This window comes from Microcoleus sp. CAWBG58, from assembly GCF_020883045.1.
Lineage (GTDB): Bacteria > Cyanobacteriota > Cyanobacteriia > Cyanobacteriales > Microcoleaceae > Microcoleus.
This window is the reverse complement of record NZ_JAHRFA010000058.1, coordinates 26528-46424: the sequence shown is the minus strand read 5'-3', so window position 1 is coordinate 46424 and position 19897 is coordinate 26528. Positions and strand designations below refer to the sequence as shown.

Genomic DNA, 19897 nt, shown 5'->3' with positions numbered 1-19897 from the left:
AAATTCGAGTTCGGCGCTGGATTTTGAGCAATCGTTGGTGCGATCGGCAAATTCGAGTTCGGCGCTGGATTTTGAGCAATCGTTGGTGCGATCGGCAAATTCGAGTTCGGCGCTGGATTTTGAGCAATCGTTGGTGCGATCGGCAAATTTGATACTGGTACGCTGGGTTCAGTAATTGTCTGCCCAGGTGCAGGTGCTGGTGCAGGTGCGGTTGCTGGCGCAGGTGCTGGTGCTGGTGCTGGTGCTGGTGCTGGTGCTGGCGCGGGTGTCGGTGCAGGTGCTGGTGCTGGTGCTGGTGCTGGCGCTGGTGTCGGTGCTGGTGCTGGTGCAGGTGCGGGTGTCGGTGCAGGTGCAGGAGTTCGCCTGGGTGCTGGCGGAGGGTTGGGAGTCGGTGCAGGAGTCGGTGCAGGTGCTGGCGCCGGAGTTGGTGCGGGAGTCGGTGCAGGTGCTGGCGCCGGAGTTGGTTCGGGAGTCGGTGCGGGCGTCGGTGCAGGTGCTGGCGCCGGAGTTGGTGCTGGCGCGGGAGTCGGTGCAGGAGTCGGTGCAGGAGTCGGTGCAGGAGTCGGTGCAGGAGTCGGTGCAGGAGTCGGTGCAGGAGTCGGTGCAGGAGTCGGTGCAGGGGTTGGTGCCGGAGTTGGTGCCGGAGTCGGTGCAGGAGTCGGAGTCGGCGTCGGTGCCGGAGTCGGCGTCGGCGAGGTTGAAGAAGTTGTGATATTAATTTGCGTCGGCTGTACGATCTGAGTCTTTGAGCTGGGAAAACTTCCGGATGCAATAACATTTTCCTTCTTGTCGCTCCCAGTGGCAATGCTGCCAGCAGTACCGTTCAAGCTGTTATAGTTGGGCCCGACGCCGAAAATAGTGTTTGAGGCTTGGCCACCGTGGCTAATGGTGATATCTCCACCATTGGCGCTACCAGTCGCGGCGGCGGCAATGCTACAACCTTGCGCCAAGCAGGTAAAAGTGCCTGTAGCTCGGAAATAACGGCCGGCTGCAATGTTAATATTTCCTCCGGCTGTTCGCCCTTGGGTGTTGATACGGGTTACTTCTATGTCATTGCTGGCCTTGAGGGTGACTTGACCGCCTTTTTTTTCTTCGGAGTTGGCGTCTATGAAGCCTGTTTGAATGCTGCTTGAGGCTGCAATACTAACGTCTCCGGCGTTGCTGGTTTTGTCACTTGAGCCTGCGTTGATATTGCCTGTTTCTACTTTTCCTGTACGGCTGGTGACGCTGATGTTGCCGCCTGCTGCGGTGGTGGAGTTGGAGTTGAGAGCGAGTGTGCTAATGTCGCCGCTGGCTTGTAGGACGATCGCACCTTGGGTACTCGTCAGGTTGCCGCCGGCTGCAAGGGTGTTGGCTGCTTGAATTTCGATCGCCCGAGCGCTGGCACCTTTGACTGCAACATCCCCCGCAGCTACTACTCGGTTAGACGCTGTAAGTACCAATTGACCGCTTGCATTGACGCTGATGCCTGTAGCATTGGTTTGACCGACCCCTGTCAGCAGTTCCGGCAAGGATGCGACTGCTGTTCCAGGGCTGCTTGTCGCTGACGGCTGGATGTCCAAACTCAGCAAACTGTCTGCTTGACTGATTCGCACTAAATTTGTCCCAGTGACTGACGCAACGGTAACTTTACCGCCCGGTGCCGAAAGATTGCCTGTGCTGACAACGGTGCCGCCGACCAAAGTTAAGTTCTGCCCTGACTTGACTGCTAAGTCGGCTGTGTTGATAATTGCCCCAGCTCGATCGGCTCCAAAAGCAAAGGAATTGGGCTGGCCCGTCAGAGATGTGTAGGTGTTAGTACCGACAGCGTTAAACGAATTAGAACCAAATCCAATACCGGTGGCCGTGGTTGCTGTGAAAGAAGCCGGCACATTTAAGCTAGCACTATTGCCAAATATGATGCCCGAGGGATTCATCAGAAACAAGTTAGCATTACCGCCGGTTAATTGAATTGAGCCGTTAATAATCGAAGGGCTACCGCCATTGATGCGGCCTAAAATGTTGCGAATGCTGGGATTTGAGATAAAGTTGGCTATCTGATTTGGCGACAAACCGAATTGTGTAAAACTGTGGAAGAGATTTTGTTTGTCGTTCGATAATTGTCCGCCTTCAATGTCGAAGCGAGTTTGCGGTGTAGGAGTTCCGCTTGGGGTGGGAGTGACTTTAGTGCCAGTTCCATCGTTCGCTGGCACAATTTGAGCTTCGGCTTTTGCTTGCAAAAAGTAAATATTTATCAAGACTATTTGCACAGAAAGTGCCAGTTTGCTAATTCTTTGTCTTGACATTAATTTAGCCTCTATTTTAAGATTTTTGGGGGTTTTCATAGTTTTAAAGGGTTTAATTTTTAATAGGTCGCAACAATAACGTATAGCGGTTATCACAAAGATGAGGTACGTTGTTGGGCTTCAGCCCTCTTGGTTTAAGCGGTTATATAAGCTGTCAGTTATACCTCATCTTTTTGAGAAAGGCTATAGCGGTTATCACAAAGATTCGCGGACGTTGTTGGGAAGAGAGCTCTCTTGGTTTAAGCTAAGCGGTTATATAAGCTGTCAGTCATACCTCATCTTTTTGAGAAAGGCTATAGCGGTTCTCAGAAAGATTCGCGGACGTTGTTGGGATGCGAGCCCTCTTTGTCTGGGAGGTTATGTAAGCTGTCAGTCATACCTCATCTTTTTGAGAAAGGCTATATATCTTCTCTACACTCTCAATATAACTCGCAATACCTAGACTATACATCTGCCACATGATACACTCAAAAAAACGGCATTTTAGACCCACTCCGACGCCGATTAACCGATTTTTTTTACTCTTATTAAGACTTTCAACGAAGGATGGGGTTAAAAATTAGGTTCTGCGTCCAAGAGCGATCGGGAAAATTTCTGGTCAAACATCTTTCCTTTCCTAGGTTCAAAAATAACAAAGCTATCTCCACGATAGCCTGTAAAAAAAATTATGACAAGAAAAAGTATAGCCTTTCTCAAAAAGATGAGGTATGACTCATAGCTTATATAACCAGTTCCAGTAAGAGGGCTCAAGCCCAACAACGTCCGCGAATCTTAAGGTTTGAAGGTTGGTGTGTGTCCCGGACTGTTATTGCTTCTTCCTTCTTCCCTGGGCTACAAGCCAAATTTTTAGAGTTTGCTGCAACCCGGTTTTTTTTATAAACCGGGTTTGGCGGTTTCTTGGTGTGAGGTTTGGTGGCGTAAAACAACTTAAATCCGGCTCACTTTTCCTCTCCAAATCAAATCCGCTATTGTCGGTTTCGATCTGCTGCTTTTCGGTTTTAATCGATCGCCATTTTGCTGTTTAAGGGGCTGTCATAGCGGATTTTTGGCAGGATTTAAGAGTTAATTCGGTGAAGTTTGGACGGTGGGCGAGGGACTGGGTGAATCAGGGCTTGGTGACGATGAACTCGGTGAAGGTGAACTCGGTGAAGGTGAACTCGGTGAGGATGAACTCGGTGAAGGTGAACTCGGTGACGATGAACTCGGTGAAGATGAACTTGGTGAAGATGAACTCGGTGAAGATGAACTCGGTAAAGATGGATTCGGTGAGGGCTTGGGTGAAGGAGTCGATTGGTCAGATTTTTTGAGACCGACAAAAGCGTCGTAGCGGGTGGTACGATCGCCAATCACGGCCGCTGTAATGCCGATCGACCGCGTGGCATCTATCCAGATTTTTTGGTTGGGAGGAAACTCCGGCAAAGCGAGGTTTTTCGGGTTAAACGCACTCTCGGTGTCGATGAAAAAATTGCCGTTGTGAGGCTTAAGTTGCGATCGTACAGTTTTTTGGAACAATTCGCTACTTAAAAGCGGACTTGTAGGTGCCGGAACGATCGACTCCACCACGGGAGCTCCTACTGTCATAAACATCACATCTTTCATCCAGCCGCGAGTTACACTAATCCCTCCATAGGGCGATGTCCATTTAGTCGCAGGTTCTCCCCCCACTTTAATTTCCTCAACTCTAAACCCTTTAGTTTTCATTGTTTCATCAAGCTGTTTCAGGGATTTGTTGGCGGCGCCGCGGTTGTTTGTTTCCACCATAAATACAAATCCAGCAGCAAATTTATCTTTCGGATTCTGCGCGGGGGCTGGTATTAATGATAGAGAAAATTCTCCCGCCATCCAGTTGATGAAATCTTTATCTAAATCCTGGCCAGTAGTCGATTTTAAACCAGTACGCAAAACTTGAGGATTAATCGGGGCAAGCGGATTAGCATCGGCTCCCAATACGTAGTCTTGCCACAAACGCTGCAAGTTACCGCCAGATACCATCATGATTGTATTGTTTGGCAGGCGGTTAGCCATTTTTAGAGCATTATTTTCCACTGCTATACGAGTAGTAGAATCTGGTTTTAGCCAAGAGATTGATTTGAATCCAATTCCGTCTGCATCCAGCGTCGCTGTGGTGGCAAATCCTTGATTTTGTTGCAGTTTTTCCAGGTTTTCTACCGAAATTTCTCGGGATGAGTTGGCGGCTGTAAAGGCTGCTGCAACGGGCATATTCACGTAGATTTGACCGAAGGCACCGGTATCCTTAATTTGTTGGATGGCGTCTCCATAGCCAGGAGTTTTGGCGAGGGATGGTTCGCCTTTGTAGGTGTCAATTATTCTGTCTGTAGCGGTGGGATCGGTGGTGACTGCTAGATAGTTGGTTCCGAGTACCGCGACTGAGAAATTGCGATCGGGTATACCTTGAGTTTCTGTAACTTGCACTCCTTTATAATTGCGCTCAACCATTTTTCCTTGGTTGAGGGGTCTGGGTTTTGCTAATAATTCTTTGGCTTTAATCGGGTTGGAGATGGGCAGGATAATTGCTACTGACTGCTGAATTGGCGGAGGTGGCGGCGCGTTGGGTGCGCGCGGGGGAACTGATATGGCTGTTTTGTTGCGGAGAAACGCTACCATTACCGTGTTGCCCACCCAAGGCTGAATGTCTTGCTGATAGGCGTAACCGTTGCTTGTGAGGATGCGATCGCGCAATTCGCTTAAAAACCTTTCAAACGAAGCTTTCGACTCCGGCGTACCAAATTGTCGCAGCCTATTCCACTGGGATTCATCGGTAGTGATGGATAGAGCCATCATCGCATCTTGGGGAACAACGACGGCTCCCGCTGGCAAATCTTTGGCGGGGCCTCGGGAAATGACGATCGAGTATGCGAGGATACCTAAACCAATCAGAAGTGTGGCGGCTCCGATCGTAAACAGCAGGGAAGATTTATCTTTCTTGAACATTATTCGTAAAGTTCTGGTACTCGCAATATCATAGATTATATTGGTTTGTAGTGAGGACTTTAGTCCTCCGATTTATGAGGACTAAAGTCCTCACTACAAACCTATTCCCAATTCCCATACGCCATACCCATATCTCAATTCCTTGCCTTAAAGTCTTTAAAGATAGTTTGAAACGAGTACATTAGCCTGTGAACATCGTTTGTGGCTCTAGGAAAGATATAGATTATATTGGTTTGTAGTGAGGACTTTAGTCCGCATAAATGAACGGACTAAAGTCCTCACTACAAACCTATTTTATTCAAGACTACACTAACCTATTCCCAATTTCCATGTCCCATGCCCGATCTTAGTTTCTAGCCTTAAAGTCTTTAAAGATAGTTTGAAACGAGTACATTAGCCTGTGAACATCGTTTGTGGCTCTAGGAAAGATATTGTGTTCCCATTTTTTGCGGGCGGTAGTCAGTAATTTGGCCACTGGTTGCGAGTAACTATTAGAAATGAAATAGCTGCCACCTTCGTAGCGAATATCTGACGCCAATCCGATAAAAGCACCAGCCATTTCTAGTTGCAGTTCCGAGGTGCAATGTTCGGATTTTACTGCTAAAATTACTTGCGAGTGTCGCGGTTCCCGGTTGAGCAAACGGCAGATATTCGCTTCCTTTTGGTACAAAATTAAAACATTGCAGTTGTGCAGAACTCCGGCTCTACCTTGGACTTTGACTCCGAGATGAATTTCCAGGGCTGGTTTGTCAGGAAATTCCACCACAGCATGAGTGTATGGATGTGCTGTTCCGTGGATTTTTCCCGCTGTTTTTCTAAATGTTAAATATTTCGGTGTTTCGTCGTCTAAAACATTGTTATAATAGATGTTGCCACCTTCGTTGGCAACTGCTTTCAGCAGGATGGTGAATAGGTAAGCATCAAAAATTCTCGCTTGTTCTGCCACTCCGTTGAAATCTGGATCGATCGCACTTTTTAACTTGCTCTTAATTTCAGAATTGAGGGCGTAGTTGCTAGGTTCAGAGGGCAGTTTTTCGAGTAATTGCTGGAGGGCGATCGCCTGTTTGTGGCGTGGGGCTGTTAAAGTGGACGTAAACTCGATGGTTTGGGCTGTTTTGGCGCCGGAATTAGCAAAGACAATTTTTGTGCCGAGGGGAGAGGTTTCCGATTCTACTTTCAAGAAATAAGCAATTTCGTCTTCCATTTCCGAAGTGTTCACCGTCGCTTGTTCGACAGCAGCAATTAACAGCAAAAGTTGTTCTTTCGCGGTATAATCTTCTATCTTGAGCAGCGGCGTCTTTCGTTTGAGCGATCGCTCTTCAATTACTTTACCTATCTCTACAGTATCGGCGACTTGTTGAACTACCCAACCTAAGTTAAACTCATTCAGAATCGCCGCCAATTCTTGACACAGTTTGGCGTACTCTATCTCATCCATAATTGGTTCTGGGTTGCACACTATATCTCATTATACAAGCTAGTTGATTTTTTGGTCAAGTACCTGCTTCCTTCTGAAAACAGCCAACTCTCAACTGCCAACTACCAACTGCGGTACCCCTCGCATAGTCAAAGAGTCAACTGTCAACTGTCAACTGTCAACTGCCAATTAGCAGTAAGCTATTGTACGACATTGAGAGCGATCGCACTATGGCAACTATCAACGACAACTACCTCAAACTCAAAGCCGGCTACCTGTTTCCCGAAATCGGGCGCCGGGTGAAAGCCTACGCAGACGCGAATCCCGGTGCACCCATCATCCGGCTGGGGATTGGCGATGTCACGGAACCGCTACCGGAAGCTTGCCGCGAGGCGATGGTGAAAGCGGTGGAAGACATGGGCGTGCGGGATACATTTAAAGGATACGGCCCGGAACAAGGTTATGAGTGGCTGAGGGAAAAAATTGCCCAATACGACTTCAAGGCGCGGGGATGCGATATTGATGCTTCGGAAATCTTTATTTCTGACGGTTCTAAGTGCGATTGCGGCAATATTCTCGATATCTTTGGTGACAACAATACGATCGCCGTTACCGATCCAGTTTACCCCGTGTACGTAGACACGAACGTGATGGCCGGACACACCGGAGACGCCAACGAAAAGGGCGAATACGACGGCTTTGTTTACCTGCCAATTACCGCCGAAAACAACTTTACCGCCCAAATTCCCACAGACAAAAAAGTCGATTTAATTTACCTGTGTTTCCCCAACAACCCGACGGGCGCAACTGCCACCAAGGAACACTTGCAAGCTTGGGTAAATTATGCTAAAGCGAACGGTTCGATTATTTTCTTCGATGCCGCCTACGAAGCGTATATTACCGATCCGAGCCTACCACACTCCATCTACGAGATTGAAGGCGCGCGCGATTGTGCGATCGAATTTCGTTCATTTTCCAAGAATGCCGGTTTCACCGGTACTCGCTGCGCCTTAACAGTCGTGCCGAAAACTTTGACAGGAAAAGCAGCCGACGGTTCCGATGTCGAAATTTGGAAATTGTGGAACCGCCGCCAAGCTACCAAATTTAACGGTGTTTCTTACATCGTGCAGCGCGGTGCAGAAGCGGTTTATTCCGAGGAAGGCAAAGCACAAATTCAAGCATTAGTCAATTTTTACATGGAAAATGCAGCGATTATCCGCGAGAAATTGACAGCAGCCGGCATCGAAGTTTTTGGCGGCGAAAATGCACCTTATGTGTGGGTGAAAACACCAAATGGCTTGTCGAGTTGGGATTTCTTTCAGAAGTTGCTGGAAACTTGCAATGTGGTGGGAACTCCGGGTTCTGGTTTTGGTGCTGCGGGCGAGGGTTATTTCCGCATTTCCGCGTTTAACAGTCGCGAGAATGTGGAAGAAGCAATGAGACGGATTGTGGAGAAGTTTAAGGTTTAGTCTCATGTGAATCCGGTAGGGACACGGCAGTGTCCATTGGTGTCAACTTAAGCCTGAAATCCATGATAAATATCGCTTTTAGGCAAAGTCTAGATCCCCCTAAATCCCCCTTAAGAAGGGGGACTTTGATCGGACTCTTGTCCCCCCCTTGGGAAGGGGGGCTAGGGGGGATCTGGCCTTAATAGTCGAACAACAGTCTCTGACTACGTTGTACCTTAAGTTGACACCTATGGGCAGTGCCGTGTCCCTACTCCCATCTGCTGTATTTCATCCGATTGAAAAGTGTTATAATCTAAACCAAACAACTTTACTGTGAGCGTGAAAAAGCAATGTCCTATAGCGAATTCACCCTCAAAAAAGTCAAACAAGACTTTCAGCTAACCCTAATAGAAGTACCTACTTTTATTGTTTCAGCGCCGCCGATTCAGCCGAGTCCAGCCCTAGCTGAGTTTATAGAAAAACGGCTACCTCTAGCCCTAGCATTGAATACCGAAAAAGCTCGTTCTGAAATGATTATCTGTCCAATTTTGCTAGAATTAAAAGATATTTTTAATCAGCAAATCAGCCTTTTTTCTGGCAATGATTTTACCGTCGATCAGTCTGTAGGACTTAACGGTGTCTGCGACTTCCTTATCAGCAAATCGCCCGAACAACTTTTTATCGAAGCTCCTGCCATGATTGTAGTGGAAGCTAAAAAAGAAGACATCAACGGCGGACTTGGACAATGTATTGCTGAGATGATTGCGGCTCAGAAATTCAATGAAAGAAATGGCGAGTTTGTCAACAAGCTTTATGGTTGTGTTACGACGGGTAACTTGTGGAAGTTTATCAAACTTGAAGAGCAAACTGTTACAATTGGTTTAAGAGAATACTCGCTACCACCTGTTGATGAAATTTTGGGAATCTTAGTTAGCTTTATTACTTAGTCGGGACTTACAGCGGTTCTCAGAAATATCAGGTATGTTGTTGGGCTTTAGCCCTCTGAGTTTAGTGCCGTTATGTAAGCTGTCAGTTATATCTCATCTTTTTAAGAAAGGCTATACTTATCACAACCCAAGAAACCGGGTTTTTATGGTTTTTGTCGGCGGTAGTCAAGTATTCTCGAAAAACCCGGTTTCTGACACCCGTGAGTAAGTCCGATTAACCAAACTGAATGCAAGCCAACACCAGGAGTTTTTTATGCACTTGCTACGAGTTCAAGTTCCTGACTTTCGCGGTTTAAAAAATATAGACATCACTTTTGAAAAAGATTTTTCTCCTAAAATTTTTCCGCTGGGCAGTCAAAATGGCGGCGGGAAAAGTACGCTGTTGCAGTTAATTTTCGTGTTGCTGCACTGTTCTGTTGATGAAGATAAAAAACCATTTTTACAAAATATGCTTCATGACTTTAAAATTTCTGAGGAAGAAGACAAAAGAATTTTAGCCATTATTGACATTTGGGATGGAGAAGAAATTATCAACCTTGAATTTTTTTGTAAAAAAGTTTCTTTTTTAGAGCATATAATTGGCGATAGTGAAGAAGAACTAGATTTTCTAGATTGCCACGCTATTGATGAAGATATAAATCCCGAAACTATACTAGATATAGGTGGCATCTCAAAACTTAAAAAAAGATTTTCGTATGACGGAAAAATAGTAGTATTTACAAGGTTACAATGTTGTTTTAATAACAAAGATATGGGCAAATCAAAATTATTTTTAGATAATATATCGTCTAAGATATTTCTAGCAGCTCCTTCAACACAGGTTTTTCTTTTTCTCCCACAAGATTCGAGGAAATTATTATTTAAAAATTTAACTAACGGAGATAATTATTATTCTATTCTTGAATCTGTAAAAGATAAATTACCATGCTTGTTTACTTATGACTTTCTTGCTGTGGAGTTACTTGTTAAATCATTTAAATATGCTGTAGAATGCGACTTCAGAGCAATGATAAAAACAGGTAGCTACGGGAACAGCTATCAAACTCTGATTAACGACTTAAATCTGCTATTGGGAAACAAAAAAATAAATGTAAATGAAGATTTTTCTGGAGTAAATTTTCATTTAGATAATAATGGTGAAACTATAGAACTATATCCAGAAGATTTAAGTCACGGCGAACTCAAAAGACTTAGCATTTATATATGGCTCAAGTCACGTAACATAGAGGATGCTATTGTGTTGATGGATGAAGTTGAAATTGCTTTTCATCCAGATTGGCAATATCAAATTATCTCAGACCTCAAAGAGTGGGCGCCCAGCAATCAATATATTCTGGCAACTCACTCCTACGCATTGTGTGAAGCTTTGACACCTGCTCATGTTAAAGAAATTGAGCCAAAACTAATCAAACAAGAATTATAATACTAGAAATGAGTCTTAATCCAGAACAGCTAAAAGAATGGTGCGAGTTTATTTTGAAATCTCGCAAAATTCAAAACAAAATTGTGGTACTATGCGAAGGTGTTTCTCCAAAAATACCGGGTATAGAGTCACCTCAAGCTTATAAAGCAATGGAGAAAATGCCAGATGCCAACTTCTATAAGGCTTGTATTCCGACATGGTGGAGACAGAATAGACCGGAATTTTTTAATTGTGGCGATCGCAAAGATGTCATAGACACCTACTCTACTCTTTTAACATTACATAAACAGGATAGCACTAATTCGTATCTAGATTGCGATCGGCTTTTTGCAATGATAGACTTAGATTTGCAACTGCAAACGATCGACAATTATATTTTTACAGATACAGAAGCAATTTTTCGGAATCTTTATGAAAAATCCCAGGTGCAAGAGCAAAATGTAGCACACCATCGGATATGGATTACTGGTTTGATTCATAAAGAAGCATACTTTCTGACACCTGAACTTCAATCATTATTTGATGATTATCCTAATTCTCCGATTTATCAAGAAAATCTAGCGTCACTCACGAATATTTATAGTGACATGGCTGATGGAATTAGTAGCGATAGAGATTTGCAGTTTAACTTAAAGAGAGCATTCGATCGCATAAATCATTGTTCTGGATTAGATTGTACGCAACTAGACTTAGATAAACTTCAAGATTCATGGAAACATCAATTTCAAACTACGACTGATGCAATCCAGAAACATGAATTAATCCTAGCTTTGCTAACAATCAAAAAAGCTAAGGATTATTGGAAGCAAATTAAGCCACCCGGTGACTGGAGTGGTAACGAGGGAGTATTTAGAGAGCAACTATCGTTAGAAATTGGCAGATTTTATTCAAAGCAAAGTAGCGATGTTAAGTATCACATTCCTTTTTTTTTCAAAACATTGCATGAGTTCGTTTGAATAAAACACTTCAATTATCATTTTACAACATATCGATTTACACTAAACCAGCTTGAAAAACCTGATTTGCAGTCAGGTTCAAATCGGGAAACGTTTGCGACACAATCCGATCGCACTCCCGAAACTTGAGAATTTGATATTCACCATCGACCAAGTTACACACAGAAATTGTCGGTTGTTTCGGATTACCAATAAAATTGCGTCCACCCAACGCAGCATAATCCACGATCCAATATTCAGCGATACCCATCTCCTCATAATCAGCATATTTCAAATAGTAATCATCGCGCCAATTGGTTGACACAACTTCGATCGCCAAAGGTATCGATGCACCCAAACTGAGGACAGATTGTTTTTGCCACAATGCTTCATTCACCAGGTTTGCACGATTCAGCACTAACAAATCGGGGAAATAACCGGAATCTTTTTCAGGAGGCCTAACTATCGCTTGGTTGGGGATACCGTAGGGCAATCCCAGATAATTGATTTGAACAGCAATTTCGATCGTCAGAAAGCCTGTAACTTCCTGATGTTTGCCTACTGGTTGTACAATTTCAATAATATTTCGATTATGCAGTTCGTACCGTACCGCCGTATTTTCTGGCAGCCATTCCACAAATTCCTCGAAGTTTACGAGCTTGGGTAAAGCTAGAGTCATAGGTTTTTAGAATTACTGACAATAGAAATTATACCAAATCTGGCTTTGATGTCTATAAATGCTAAATGTGCGATCGCACTTTAGCAACTGAGTCAAAAGTGCGTTAGCGAAGCTTGCAGAAGACGATCGCACTCGATCACCCATCTTGTACCATCCAAACTAGCATTCCCAAAATTTGCTCCAGCGGAACCAAGGCATAATCATTAAGATCCAGCGATACAGTTTTGTCCTCCAATTTAAGAAATCGCCACTGCGTACCGTTGCTAACACTCCCATAAACCACAGGAATTGGTTTTCCCTTGGCTTCATTAAACTTCTGCATTGCTACCATTTCGGCAATGCACTGTCCAATTCCTGTTTTTAAATCTGCTTTCTTCGCTTCAACAACTGCGACTGCTGGTGCTTCAATTTCTAACATTTCTGAAGAGCGACTAATCAAGAAATCACAAATTCCATTCAGTCCTTGTTTGAAATCAACGGTAAAGTCTTCCCCCGAAAATAAGCTGATCTTCTGCTGCAAAATCTTTCTGACTTCCAGCAGTACGGGGGTAATAATCATTTCCGATCGCGCTTTTTCACTTCCTGTCGCCACAGCTACGGGTAAACTGTGCGCCAAAAAATCTGTCAGGGTTGCACTTGGGGCGATCGGAGTTATTTGCGGGATAAATCGTGGCCCTTCTACAGTTGTTAATCCAAAGGCTTGTTTGACTTTGATAATTGTGGTGAATTCGCTATAAGACATCGCTCATTTTCTCCCAATACCTATTCCTGCTAACTTGTCAACCCCCGCAGGTCGATAAATTGTATCTCTTTGCTGATAACTCCGGCCCAAAGAAGTAATCGCATTTTGCAAATCTTCTACCGATTGACAACCGCCACCAACCGCACCGGCCATCGTGGTAATGTGTTCTTCCATTAATGTGCCGCCGATGTCGTTGCAACCCCATTTTAGAGCCTCTGTAGCTCCGTCTAAACCTAATTTCACCCAACTCGGTTGGTGGTTGGGAATGAAATTTCCCAAGAAGATTCTCGATACAGCGGTGAGCAATAATGTATCTGCTAAAACTGGTTGATCGCGGCCGACTCGACTGCGTAAAGGGGCTGGTGCATCCTGTCCGACAAAGGGCAGTAAAATGAATTCTGTGATGCGCGCTGGATAGTTGTTGTTAATGGCAGTTTGTTGGAGCGATCGCACTTTTTCTAAATGCAAAACCTGCTGTTGGGCGGTCTCAATATGCCCGCAAAGCATCGTACTCGTTGTCGGCAAACCTAAGCGGTGAGCAGTTCCTACGATTTCTAGCCAAGTTGCCGAATCTAGTTTTTCCGGGCAAATCACCCGCCGCACCGCATCATCGAGAACCTCCGCCGCAGTACCGGGCATCGAACCGACTCCCGCATCCCGCAAAGCCGAAATTACATAGCTGAAACTAAGACGATCTTGTCTGGCAATAAATTCTATTTCTTGGGGCGAAAAAGCGTGCAAGTGTAACTGCGGAAATTTATCCTTAATCGTTTTCACTAATTGCAGATAATAAGGCAAAGATTCGCCGTTGAGCTTAGCTTGCAGATTTAAGCCACCCTGCATACAAATTTCCGTCGCACCCCGCTGCACTGCATCTGTTGCCTTCTCTAGAATTTGGGCTGTATCTAACCAAAAAGCGCCTTCATCTCCCTCGTCGCGGCGGAATGCACAGAAACTGCAATGCTGCTCGCAAATGTTGGTGAAATTAATATTGCGGTTGATAACATAGGTGACAATATCGCCTGATTGTCGGCGGCGCAGCAAATCAGCGGTTGTTTGAATAGAGGCGATCGCATCTGGCTCTTTTTGCTGCAAAAGTACCAACGCATCTGCGGTTGAGAGGTTGTATCCTTGTAAAGCGCGATCGAGAATTGCATCCACAGTTTTTTTCCAGCTCAGCTACAGAATCACTACCTAAAATTCCAGGTGTTTTTATATCTTAACAAACCAACTCTGGACGAAACATATTCTCAAGTCTAAAGTCATAACAAAACATCTTTTACTTTCTCAAAACAGCAAGTATGGATATCGATCGACTAAATCACCTGTTACCAGTGCCGTCAAACCTTTTACAAATTCCTGCTGTACCGACGGTAGCTTCAACTCCTCCTACAGAGATAAATGAACCGCAAATTTATTTTTCCTTAATAATTCCCACCTACAACGAGTGCAAGAATATCAAGACGATCGTGGAAAAACTGAGCCAATTGCTCGATGGCAGCATTCCCGGCAACTACGAATTAATTGTAGTCGATGACAACAGCCCCGATCGCACCTGGGAAGTTGCCCTCTCCCTGATGGCCGAATATCCGCAATTGCAGGTGATGCGCCGGGAAGACGAGCGGGGACTTTCCACAGCCGTGATTCGCGGGTGGCAGGCTGCTCGGGGCGAGGTTTTGGGTGTCATCGATGCCGACTTGCAGCATCCGCCGGAGACGCTATTGCAGCTTTTAGCAGAAATTCAGCGGGGGGCAGATTTGGCCGCTGCCAGCCGCCACGTTGCTGAGGGTGGTGTGAGCGACTGGAGCGTTGTCAGGAGATTTTTGTCGCGGGGCGCTCAAACTGTTGGATTGATTATACTGCCTGGAGTCGTCGGCAGAGTTTCCGATCCAATGAGCGGCTATTTTATGGTGCGTCGCAGTTGCATTGCCGGCCAAACCATGAATCCTGCGGGTTACAAAATCTTGATTGAAGTGCTCGGTAGGGGAAATATCCGCTGGATTGGAGAAGTTGGTTATGTATTTCAGGAGCGGAAAGAAGGCGAAAGCAAAGTTACGGGGAAACAGTATATTGAGTATTTGCGACATTTGTTCATATTGCGGTTTGCCCGCTGGCCAGTGGGTAAGTTTCTGCGATTTGGCATCGTGGGTTTCAGCGGTGTGTTTGTCAACATGGGGGTTTTGTACGTCCTGCGAAATAGTCTGCATTTGGAGCTGACTCGCAGTCTAATTATTGCTGCTGAATTAGCAATTATTAGTAATTTTTTGTGGAATGATTTGTGGACTTTTGGGGACATTTCTAAGCGGCAACCGGGAAATCGCCAGCGCTTCAAACGCCTGTTGAAGTTTAATACAATTTGCTTGATGGGTTTGATTTTGAATGTGCTGCTGGTTAATTTGATGTTTAATGTTTTTGGCATCAATGAATATTTGGCTAATTTAATTGCGATCGTGGCTGTGACTCTGTGGAATTTCTGGATCAACATGAAGCTGAGCTGGCGGGTAACGGAAGTTGATTAGGGAATTGGGAATTGGGCATGGGGCAGTGGGCAGTGGGCGGTCAACTGACAACACATAACTGACAACACACAACTGACAACACACAACTGACAACACACAACTGACAACACACAACTGACAACACACAACTGACTGAATTAATGATTAAGCATAAACAACTGTTGTTGCTATTACTGTGGACGGCCATCGCCCTAATACTACGTTTTGCAAATTTGGACTCGAAACCGCTGTGGACGGACGAGTTTTCGACTCTGGTGTTTAGTTTGGGCAACAGTTTTCGCGGGGTGCCGATCGATCGGGCGATCGCACTTTCCACTCTACTACAACCGCTGCAATTGGGTGCGGATGCTGGTATTGCAGATGTCCTCAAGCATTTGCTAGTGGAAAGCAACCATCCGCCAGTGTATTTTATGGTTGCCCACTGGTGGATGCGACTGTTTGCGCCGACTGAGGATAGTTTAGTGTGGATTGGGCGATCGCTTCCGGCATTATTAGGAGTAATATCAGTTCCCGCTATCTACTTTTTAGGCAAATTTGCCTTCAATTCTCGTTTAGTCGGTCAATGTGCGGCTGCGATGATGGCAGTTTCTCCCTACGGCATTTATCTCGCTCAAGAAGCCCGCCATTATACCTTAGGAATTTTATTAGTTATTGCGTCTCTTTTTTGCTTGACAGTAGCAGCAAAAAAGCTGCAACAGCGCGCTCCGATGCCTATCTGGACGGTGCTGTTTTGGATAATTGTTAATTGTTTGGGAATTGCGGTTCACTACTTTTTTGCCTTGACTTTGTGTGCAGAAGCCATAGCATTAATTGCTGTAATCTGGCAGCAGTTTCATGGAAAATTGGCGCTTTCCGACAGTCAGCAGCCGAATATTTGGCAATTTCAAATCCTCTGGCGGCTTTTGGCAGTAGCGCTGGGGACTGTAGCGGGCGGTTTAGTATGGCTGCCGATATTTTTGTCGAATAAATACGGTAGCGAACTCACGAATTGGATTGTCAGCGGCGATCGCACATTTGTAGCTTGGATCGCGCCGATTTTCCAAGCTTTGGCGGGATGGATCGCTGTCATATCGCTGCTTCCGGTGGAATCGTCAAATCTAGTTGTGGTAGTTGGATCTGCGATCGGCATGATAATATATTTCATCTGGGTGCTTCCCCTGCTGCAAAACGGTCTCAAAACTTCCTTAAAAACCACCGAAACTCGTTTAGGTACAGTTATTTTTGGCGGATTTGCGATCGGTTCAATTTTCCTATTTTTCAGCTTTGCATACATTCTAGGAATTGACCTAACTCGCGGCCCTCGATACAATTTTGTCTACTTTCCGGGAGCGATCTTAATATTAGGAACAGCCCTAGCATTTATTTATGACACACCTGCAATAAAAACTAGATGGTTTAAATTACCTGCTATAGAATTTACTGGTAAAAAAGCAGTGCTGCTAATTTTAGTAATGGGTTTAGTCAGCAGTGTAACAGTAAATTCCAATCTCGGCTATCGCAAATATTACAAACCAGATTTGTTAATTCCGATTATCCGCGAAGTCTCGAAAGTTCCCGTGTTAATTGCTACCACTCAAAAGACTCATGTAGAAATCGGAGAGTTGATGGGGATAGGATTGGAATGGAAAAAGAGTCAGAAGGGTTCGGCAGCGGATTTTGTAGCGGATGTAACGGATGTTAGGAAGAAGGGTTCGGCAACGAGCAATGTAGCGGATGTAGCGGATGTAACCGATGTAGCGGATGTTAGGAATAAGGAAGAATTTAAAGGTTTTGACTTTCCACAGTTTCTTTTAGTTAAGCAGAGAAAGGAATCGCCGGAAATTGTGGCAGGGATACTTGACAAGACACTCAGTCAATTGGAACGCCCGCTAGATTTGTGGTTGGTGAATTTTCGCGCGCCAGTAAATTTAGCAGCGCAAAAGTGTCAGATTGAATCTCGCGATTTGTCGCCAGTTGATGGTTATGAATATCAAGTTCATCACTGTTCTTAAATTACCGTTTATTCCTCAAAAAACCCCTTAGGTACGTAGTTGCGCTTCAGCGCTCTTAATAATATCAGGAAAAAGCGCCCAAACCCAACTAGACAGCGCAGTTTTAAAATGAGGTAGGTAGTTGCGCTTCAGCGCTCTCTTCGGTACGTAGTTGCGCTTCAGCGCTCTTTATAATATGAGGAAAGAGCGCTTTGCCATACAATCAAGAATGTTCGATCGCACCCTAAGAGTCAGCGCCAAAATACTTAATTAAAACGCTCATCACTTCACCGGGATTTTGAGTCGGGACAAGGGGACTCCAGTCAGTAGCGCAGGCAAAATTATCGCGGTGAAAAGAATGAATGACGCGGGAAACAACAGGGCGAGAACTAATCAAAAAGAGTTTCAGGAGTTCTCGGTTAACTGAACTTTGCAAGTTTGGTTCCTTAGCAGGGGGCTCAATGAGTTCGGTGGTAGGACTTTCGGCGCCAATCTCGAAAGCAAGTATTAATTCCGTATTGGGTAGCAGTTGCCGGATGACTTTCAGGGAAGACTCTGCTTCGCTGCGGCTGCGAAATTGCGCGACGGGCAAGCGCTGAAAGTTCGGCAGGAGTCGATAGATAATCCAGGAATTCGTAGTTTCTGGTGTATTCATGGCAGTATTGTAAATTGGGTATGTTTGCCCATAGGAATCTGACAGACTTGCACCTTTTATTTTTAGTGCAGTCTGTTTTATCTATGGCTGTGCTTGTTCCAGGCAATCTAACCGCTCAAATTAGGCGCTTAAATCAAGCTTTTATAATGAAATGGTAAAAAAAAGGCAACGTCAACGGCAACCAGAAAATGAGTCGCCTTTTCGGAGACTGCGAGAGGACGCTAACTTAAGCCAAGAAGAGTTGGCTGTGCGGATGGGGGTATCGGCTTCGTCAGTGCGGCGATGGGAAAAGGGAGACGAACCTACGATGACTGTTCGGCAAATGAGGGATTTTTGCCGTTTGGTACGGGTATCTTTTGATAACTTGCCGGATTACCTCAGTCGGCAAGTAGATGAGGAAAAGTTATTGGTGGATAGATTAGTCGATGGTAGCTTCGATTCAAACACTTAAAATACAGCAAATAGTCTGAGGTAAAGTAATTATTAGAGCGATGATTTGGGATAAGGAAAAGCTGTTGTCTAAAATATCACATCTTTTTTGTAACTTCATAAGTAGCTTTAATGCTAAAATTACATCAATCAAACATTCCCTCTAAAAAACATGAGTTTCGAGGCAGTTTTTAGTCTTGTTAAGCAGTTGTCTATCGCCGAAAAGTTACGGTTGATTAAGTGGATGGTTCCCGAGATAGAGCGAGAATTAGTTGTCGCACGCCCTACTCCCCGCAAATCGTTGTGGGGTTTATGTGCGGACTTGGGAGTCGCACCATCTGTCGCTGAAATAGATGAAGTTCGTAGGGAAGAATGGGCGAATTTCCCCAGGGAGGATTTCTAATGTCATGACAGGATTATCTGGGGCTGGTGGCAATTGGCAAGTTATTGATGAGATAGTAGATGAGGCAGTCGTCAAACAACAAGACAAGTTATCATGCGGCCCTGCTTGTGGTGAAATGTTACTTAGCGATCGCGGAATTTGTGATGTCAATCAATCCTTAATCGCTGCTGAAACTGGAGTACCTGTAAGTATTGAAGATTTAGCGGTTGCACTCAATACTCTGGATGTAAGCGGCGTTAGTAGATTTTGGTTGGGCGGTACGGTGTGTCTTCCTGGCGCAACATACTCTGAAATAATTGACGTATTAATTACTACAGGTTCTTGGGCTGCTATTTTGTGGGAACCTCTAGCTGACTTGGGTCATATAGTAATTGTTGATGGACTTGACAATACAGGAAAAATTATGATTCGCGATCCCTGGAATGCGACAAGATATAAAATGGAGTTAGAAGAGTTTTTAAGTTACTGGAATATTCAAGCAGTTTACTCATTAAGACGATGAAAGTGAAAGTTTTGTCTGTTCAACCTACGATCGCTCCTAATTCCCACGAGGTCTTACTGTCAGTCGGTACAGATAGATACAAATTTATTTTTACAACAGAAGTCAATCGAGTGGGAGAGCATTTACTACAAACTACTCACGGCGATCGTGCTTTTTCAGATATGTTCAGATTTAATCAGCGGGTGGCAAGGCAAGTGACAAATCTGGTTGTTAAATGCTATAATAATCAAGCTGTTGAATTTCCATCAGATGTCGGCGTTTTTGTAACTCCAGAAGTAGCTTTATCGAAGCAAAAACCATTTGAAAGTGGTACTTTAGTAGAAACCGACTCGCAGCAACCAGAAGAAAGTAATCGAGAAACTCGTCAGAAGGCGATCGCGATCGTTGAGAAATTACCAGAAGCTATGCTGGATGAAGCGGTTAAGTTTCTGGAATCTTTGTCTGTTAAGGCTAATTTGGTTGAGTAGCGATGTTTTTTTGCAGTACGGGCGATCGCATAATCGCTGCTTCTGCTTTGTATCTTAACGTGCCGGTGATTAGTCGCGATCGCCGGATTCAATTATCGAGTGTCAGTACAATTTGGTAAAGCAG

Annotated in this window: 18 protein-coding genes; 11 read left to right on the top strand and 7 right to left on the bottom strand. The window is 44.8% G+C overall.

The window, feature by feature from the left end:
• The 3 genes from QZ918_RS22960 to QZ918_RS22950 all read right to left on the bottom strand — a co-directional run.
• Positions 1 to 2285 (bottom strand): two-partner secretion domain-containing protein (locus QZ918_RS22960; RefSeq protein WP_293338671.1); only part of this gene is annotated, 2285 nt, incomplete at its 3' end.
• 1062 nt (positions 2286 to 3347) lie between these two features.
• On the bottom strand, positions 3348 to 5237 hold the full coding sequence (locus tag QZ918_RS22955; protein ID WP_293338669.1) for a DUF3352 domain-containing protein: 1890 nt from the start codon (positions 5235 to 5237) through the stop codon (positions 3348 to 3350).
• A gap of 346 nt (positions 5238 to 5583) precedes the next feature.
• Positions 5584 to 6675 carry a hypothetical protein gene (locus QZ918_RS22950; RefSeq protein WP_293338667.1) on the bottom strand — a complete coding sequence of 364 codons (1092 nt, stop codon included), beginning with the start codon at positions 6673 to 6675 and terminating at the stop codon, positions 5584 to 5586.
• A gap of 43 nt (positions 6676 to 6718) precedes the next feature.
• Here QZ918_RS22950 and QZ918_RS22945 point away from each other — a divergent pair, with 43 nt between their 5' ends.
• The 5 genes from QZ918_RS22945 (at position 6719) to QZ918_RS22925 (ending at position 11428) form a co-directional block, all read left to right on the top strand.
• Positions 6719 to 6847, top strand: a complete 129-nt coding sequence (locus QZ918_RS22945; RefSeq protein ID WP_293338665.1) for a hypothetical protein — start codon at positions 6719 to 6721, stop codon at positions 6845 to 6847.
• Positions 6848 to 6884: 37 nt separating this feature from the next.
• Entirely contained in the window at positions 6885 to 8123 is a 1239-nt protein-coding gene (locus QZ918_RS22940) for an LL-diaminopimelate aminotransferase (RefSeq protein ID WP_293338673.1), read from the top strand.
• A 329-nt stretch (positions 8124 to 8452) separates the two neighbouring features.
• Positions 8453 to 9049, top strand: coding sequence for a hypothetical protein (locus QZ918_RS22935; protein ID WP_293338663.1), 597 nt, complete (start codon positions 8453 to 8455; stop codon positions 9047 to 9049).
• 253 nt (positions 9050 to 9302) lie between these two features.
• Positions 9303 to 10472 (top strand): AAA family ATPase, encoded by a 1170-nt coding sequence (locus tag QZ918_RS22930; RefSeq protein ID WP_293338661.1) that lies wholly within the window; start codon positions 9303 to 9305, stop codon positions 10470 to 10472.
• Between the two features lie 8 nt (positions 10473 to 10480).
• Positions 10481 to 11428 (top strand): hypothetical protein, encoded by a 948-nt coding sequence (locus QZ918_RS22925; RefSeq protein ID WP_293338659.1) that lies wholly within the window; start codon positions 10481 to 10483, stop codon positions 11426 to 11428.
• A 37-nt stretch (positions 11429 to 11465) separates the two neighbouring features.
• Here QZ918_RS22925 and QZ918_RS22920 read toward each other — a convergent pair whose 3' ends face one another.
• The 3 genes from QZ918_RS22920 to cofH form a co-directional block, all read right to left on the bottom strand.
• A complete protein-coding gene (locus QZ918_RS22920; protein WP_293338657.1) occupies positions 11466 to 12086 on the bottom strand; it encodes a Uma2 family endonuclease in 621 nt (206 codons plus the stop codon).
• Between the two features lie 136 nt (positions 12087 to 12222).
• On the bottom strand, positions 12223 to 12828 hold the full coding sequence (locus tag QZ918_RS22915) for a hypothetical protein (RefSeq protein WP_293338655.1): 606 nt from the start codon (positions 12826 to 12828) through the stop codon (positions 12223 to 12225).
• A 3-nt stretch (positions 12829 to 12831) separates the two neighbouring features.
• A complete protein-coding gene (gene cofH, locus QZ918_RS22910) occupies positions 12832 to 13989 on the bottom strand; it encodes a 7,8-didemethyl-8-hydroxy-5-deazariboflavin synthase subunit CofH (RefSeq protein ID WP_293338653.1) in 1158 nt (385 codons plus the stop codon).
• A gap of 140 nt (positions 13990 to 14129) precedes the next feature.
• Between cofH and QZ918_RS22905 the strand changes: the two genes are divergently transcribed.
• Together QZ918_RS22905 and QZ918_RS22900 are read left to right on the top strand one after the other, a co-directional pair.
• Positions 14130 to 15347 carry a glycosyltransferase gene (locus QZ918_RS22905; RefSeq protein WP_293338651.1) on the top strand — a complete coding sequence of 406 codons (1218 nt, stop codon included), beginning with the start codon at positions 14130 to 14132 and terminating at the stop codon, positions 15345 to 15347.
• Positions 15348 to 15487: 140 nt separating this feature from the next.
• A complete protein-coding gene (locus QZ918_RS22900; RefSeq protein ID WP_293338649.1) occupies positions 15488 to 17338 on the top strand; it encodes a glycosyltransferase family 39 protein in 1851 nt (616 codons plus the stop codon).
• A gap of 223 nt (positions 17339 to 17561) precedes the next feature.
• Here the strand turns inward: QZ918_RS22900 and QZ918_RS22895 are convergent, their stop codons facing one another.
• On the bottom strand, positions 17562 to 17972 hold the full coding sequence (locus tag QZ918_RS22895; RefSeq protein WP_293338647.1) for a hypothetical protein: 411 nt from the start codon (positions 17970 to 17972) through the stop codon (positions 17562 to 17564).
• Positions 17973 to 18123: 151 nt separating this feature from the next.
• Here QZ918_RS22895 and relB point away from each other — a divergent pair, with 151 nt between their 5' ends.
• From relB to QZ918_RS22875, 4 genes are all read left to right on the top strand, one after another.
• A complete protein-coding gene (gene relB, locus QZ918_RS22890) occupies positions 18124 to 18423 on the top strand; it encodes a type II toxin-antitoxin system RelB family anti-toxin (RefSeq protein ID WP_293338645.1) in 300 nt (99 codons plus the stop codon).
• 150 nt (positions 18424 to 18573) lie between these two features.
• Positions 18574 to 18804, top strand: a complete 231-nt coding sequence (locus QZ918_RS22885; RefSeq protein WP_293338643.1) for a hypothetical protein — start codon at positions 18574 to 18576, stop codon at positions 18802 to 18804.
• A gap of 4 nt (positions 18805 to 18808) precedes the next feature.
• Positions 18809 to 19306, top strand: a complete 498-nt coding sequence (locus QZ918_RS22880; protein ID WP_293338641.1) for a papain-like cysteine protease family protein — start codon at positions 18809 to 18811, stop codon at positions 19304 to 19306.
• Positions 19303 to 19773 carry a hypothetical protein gene (locus QZ918_RS22875; protein ID WP_293338639.1) on the top strand — a complete coding sequence of 157 codons (471 nt, stop codon included), beginning with the start codon at positions 19303 to 19305 and terminating at the stop codon, positions 19771 to 19773. Before QZ918_RS22880 ends, QZ918_RS22875 begins: the two co-directional genes overlap by 4 nt.
• Positions 19774 to 19897: the final 124 nt, after the last annotated feature.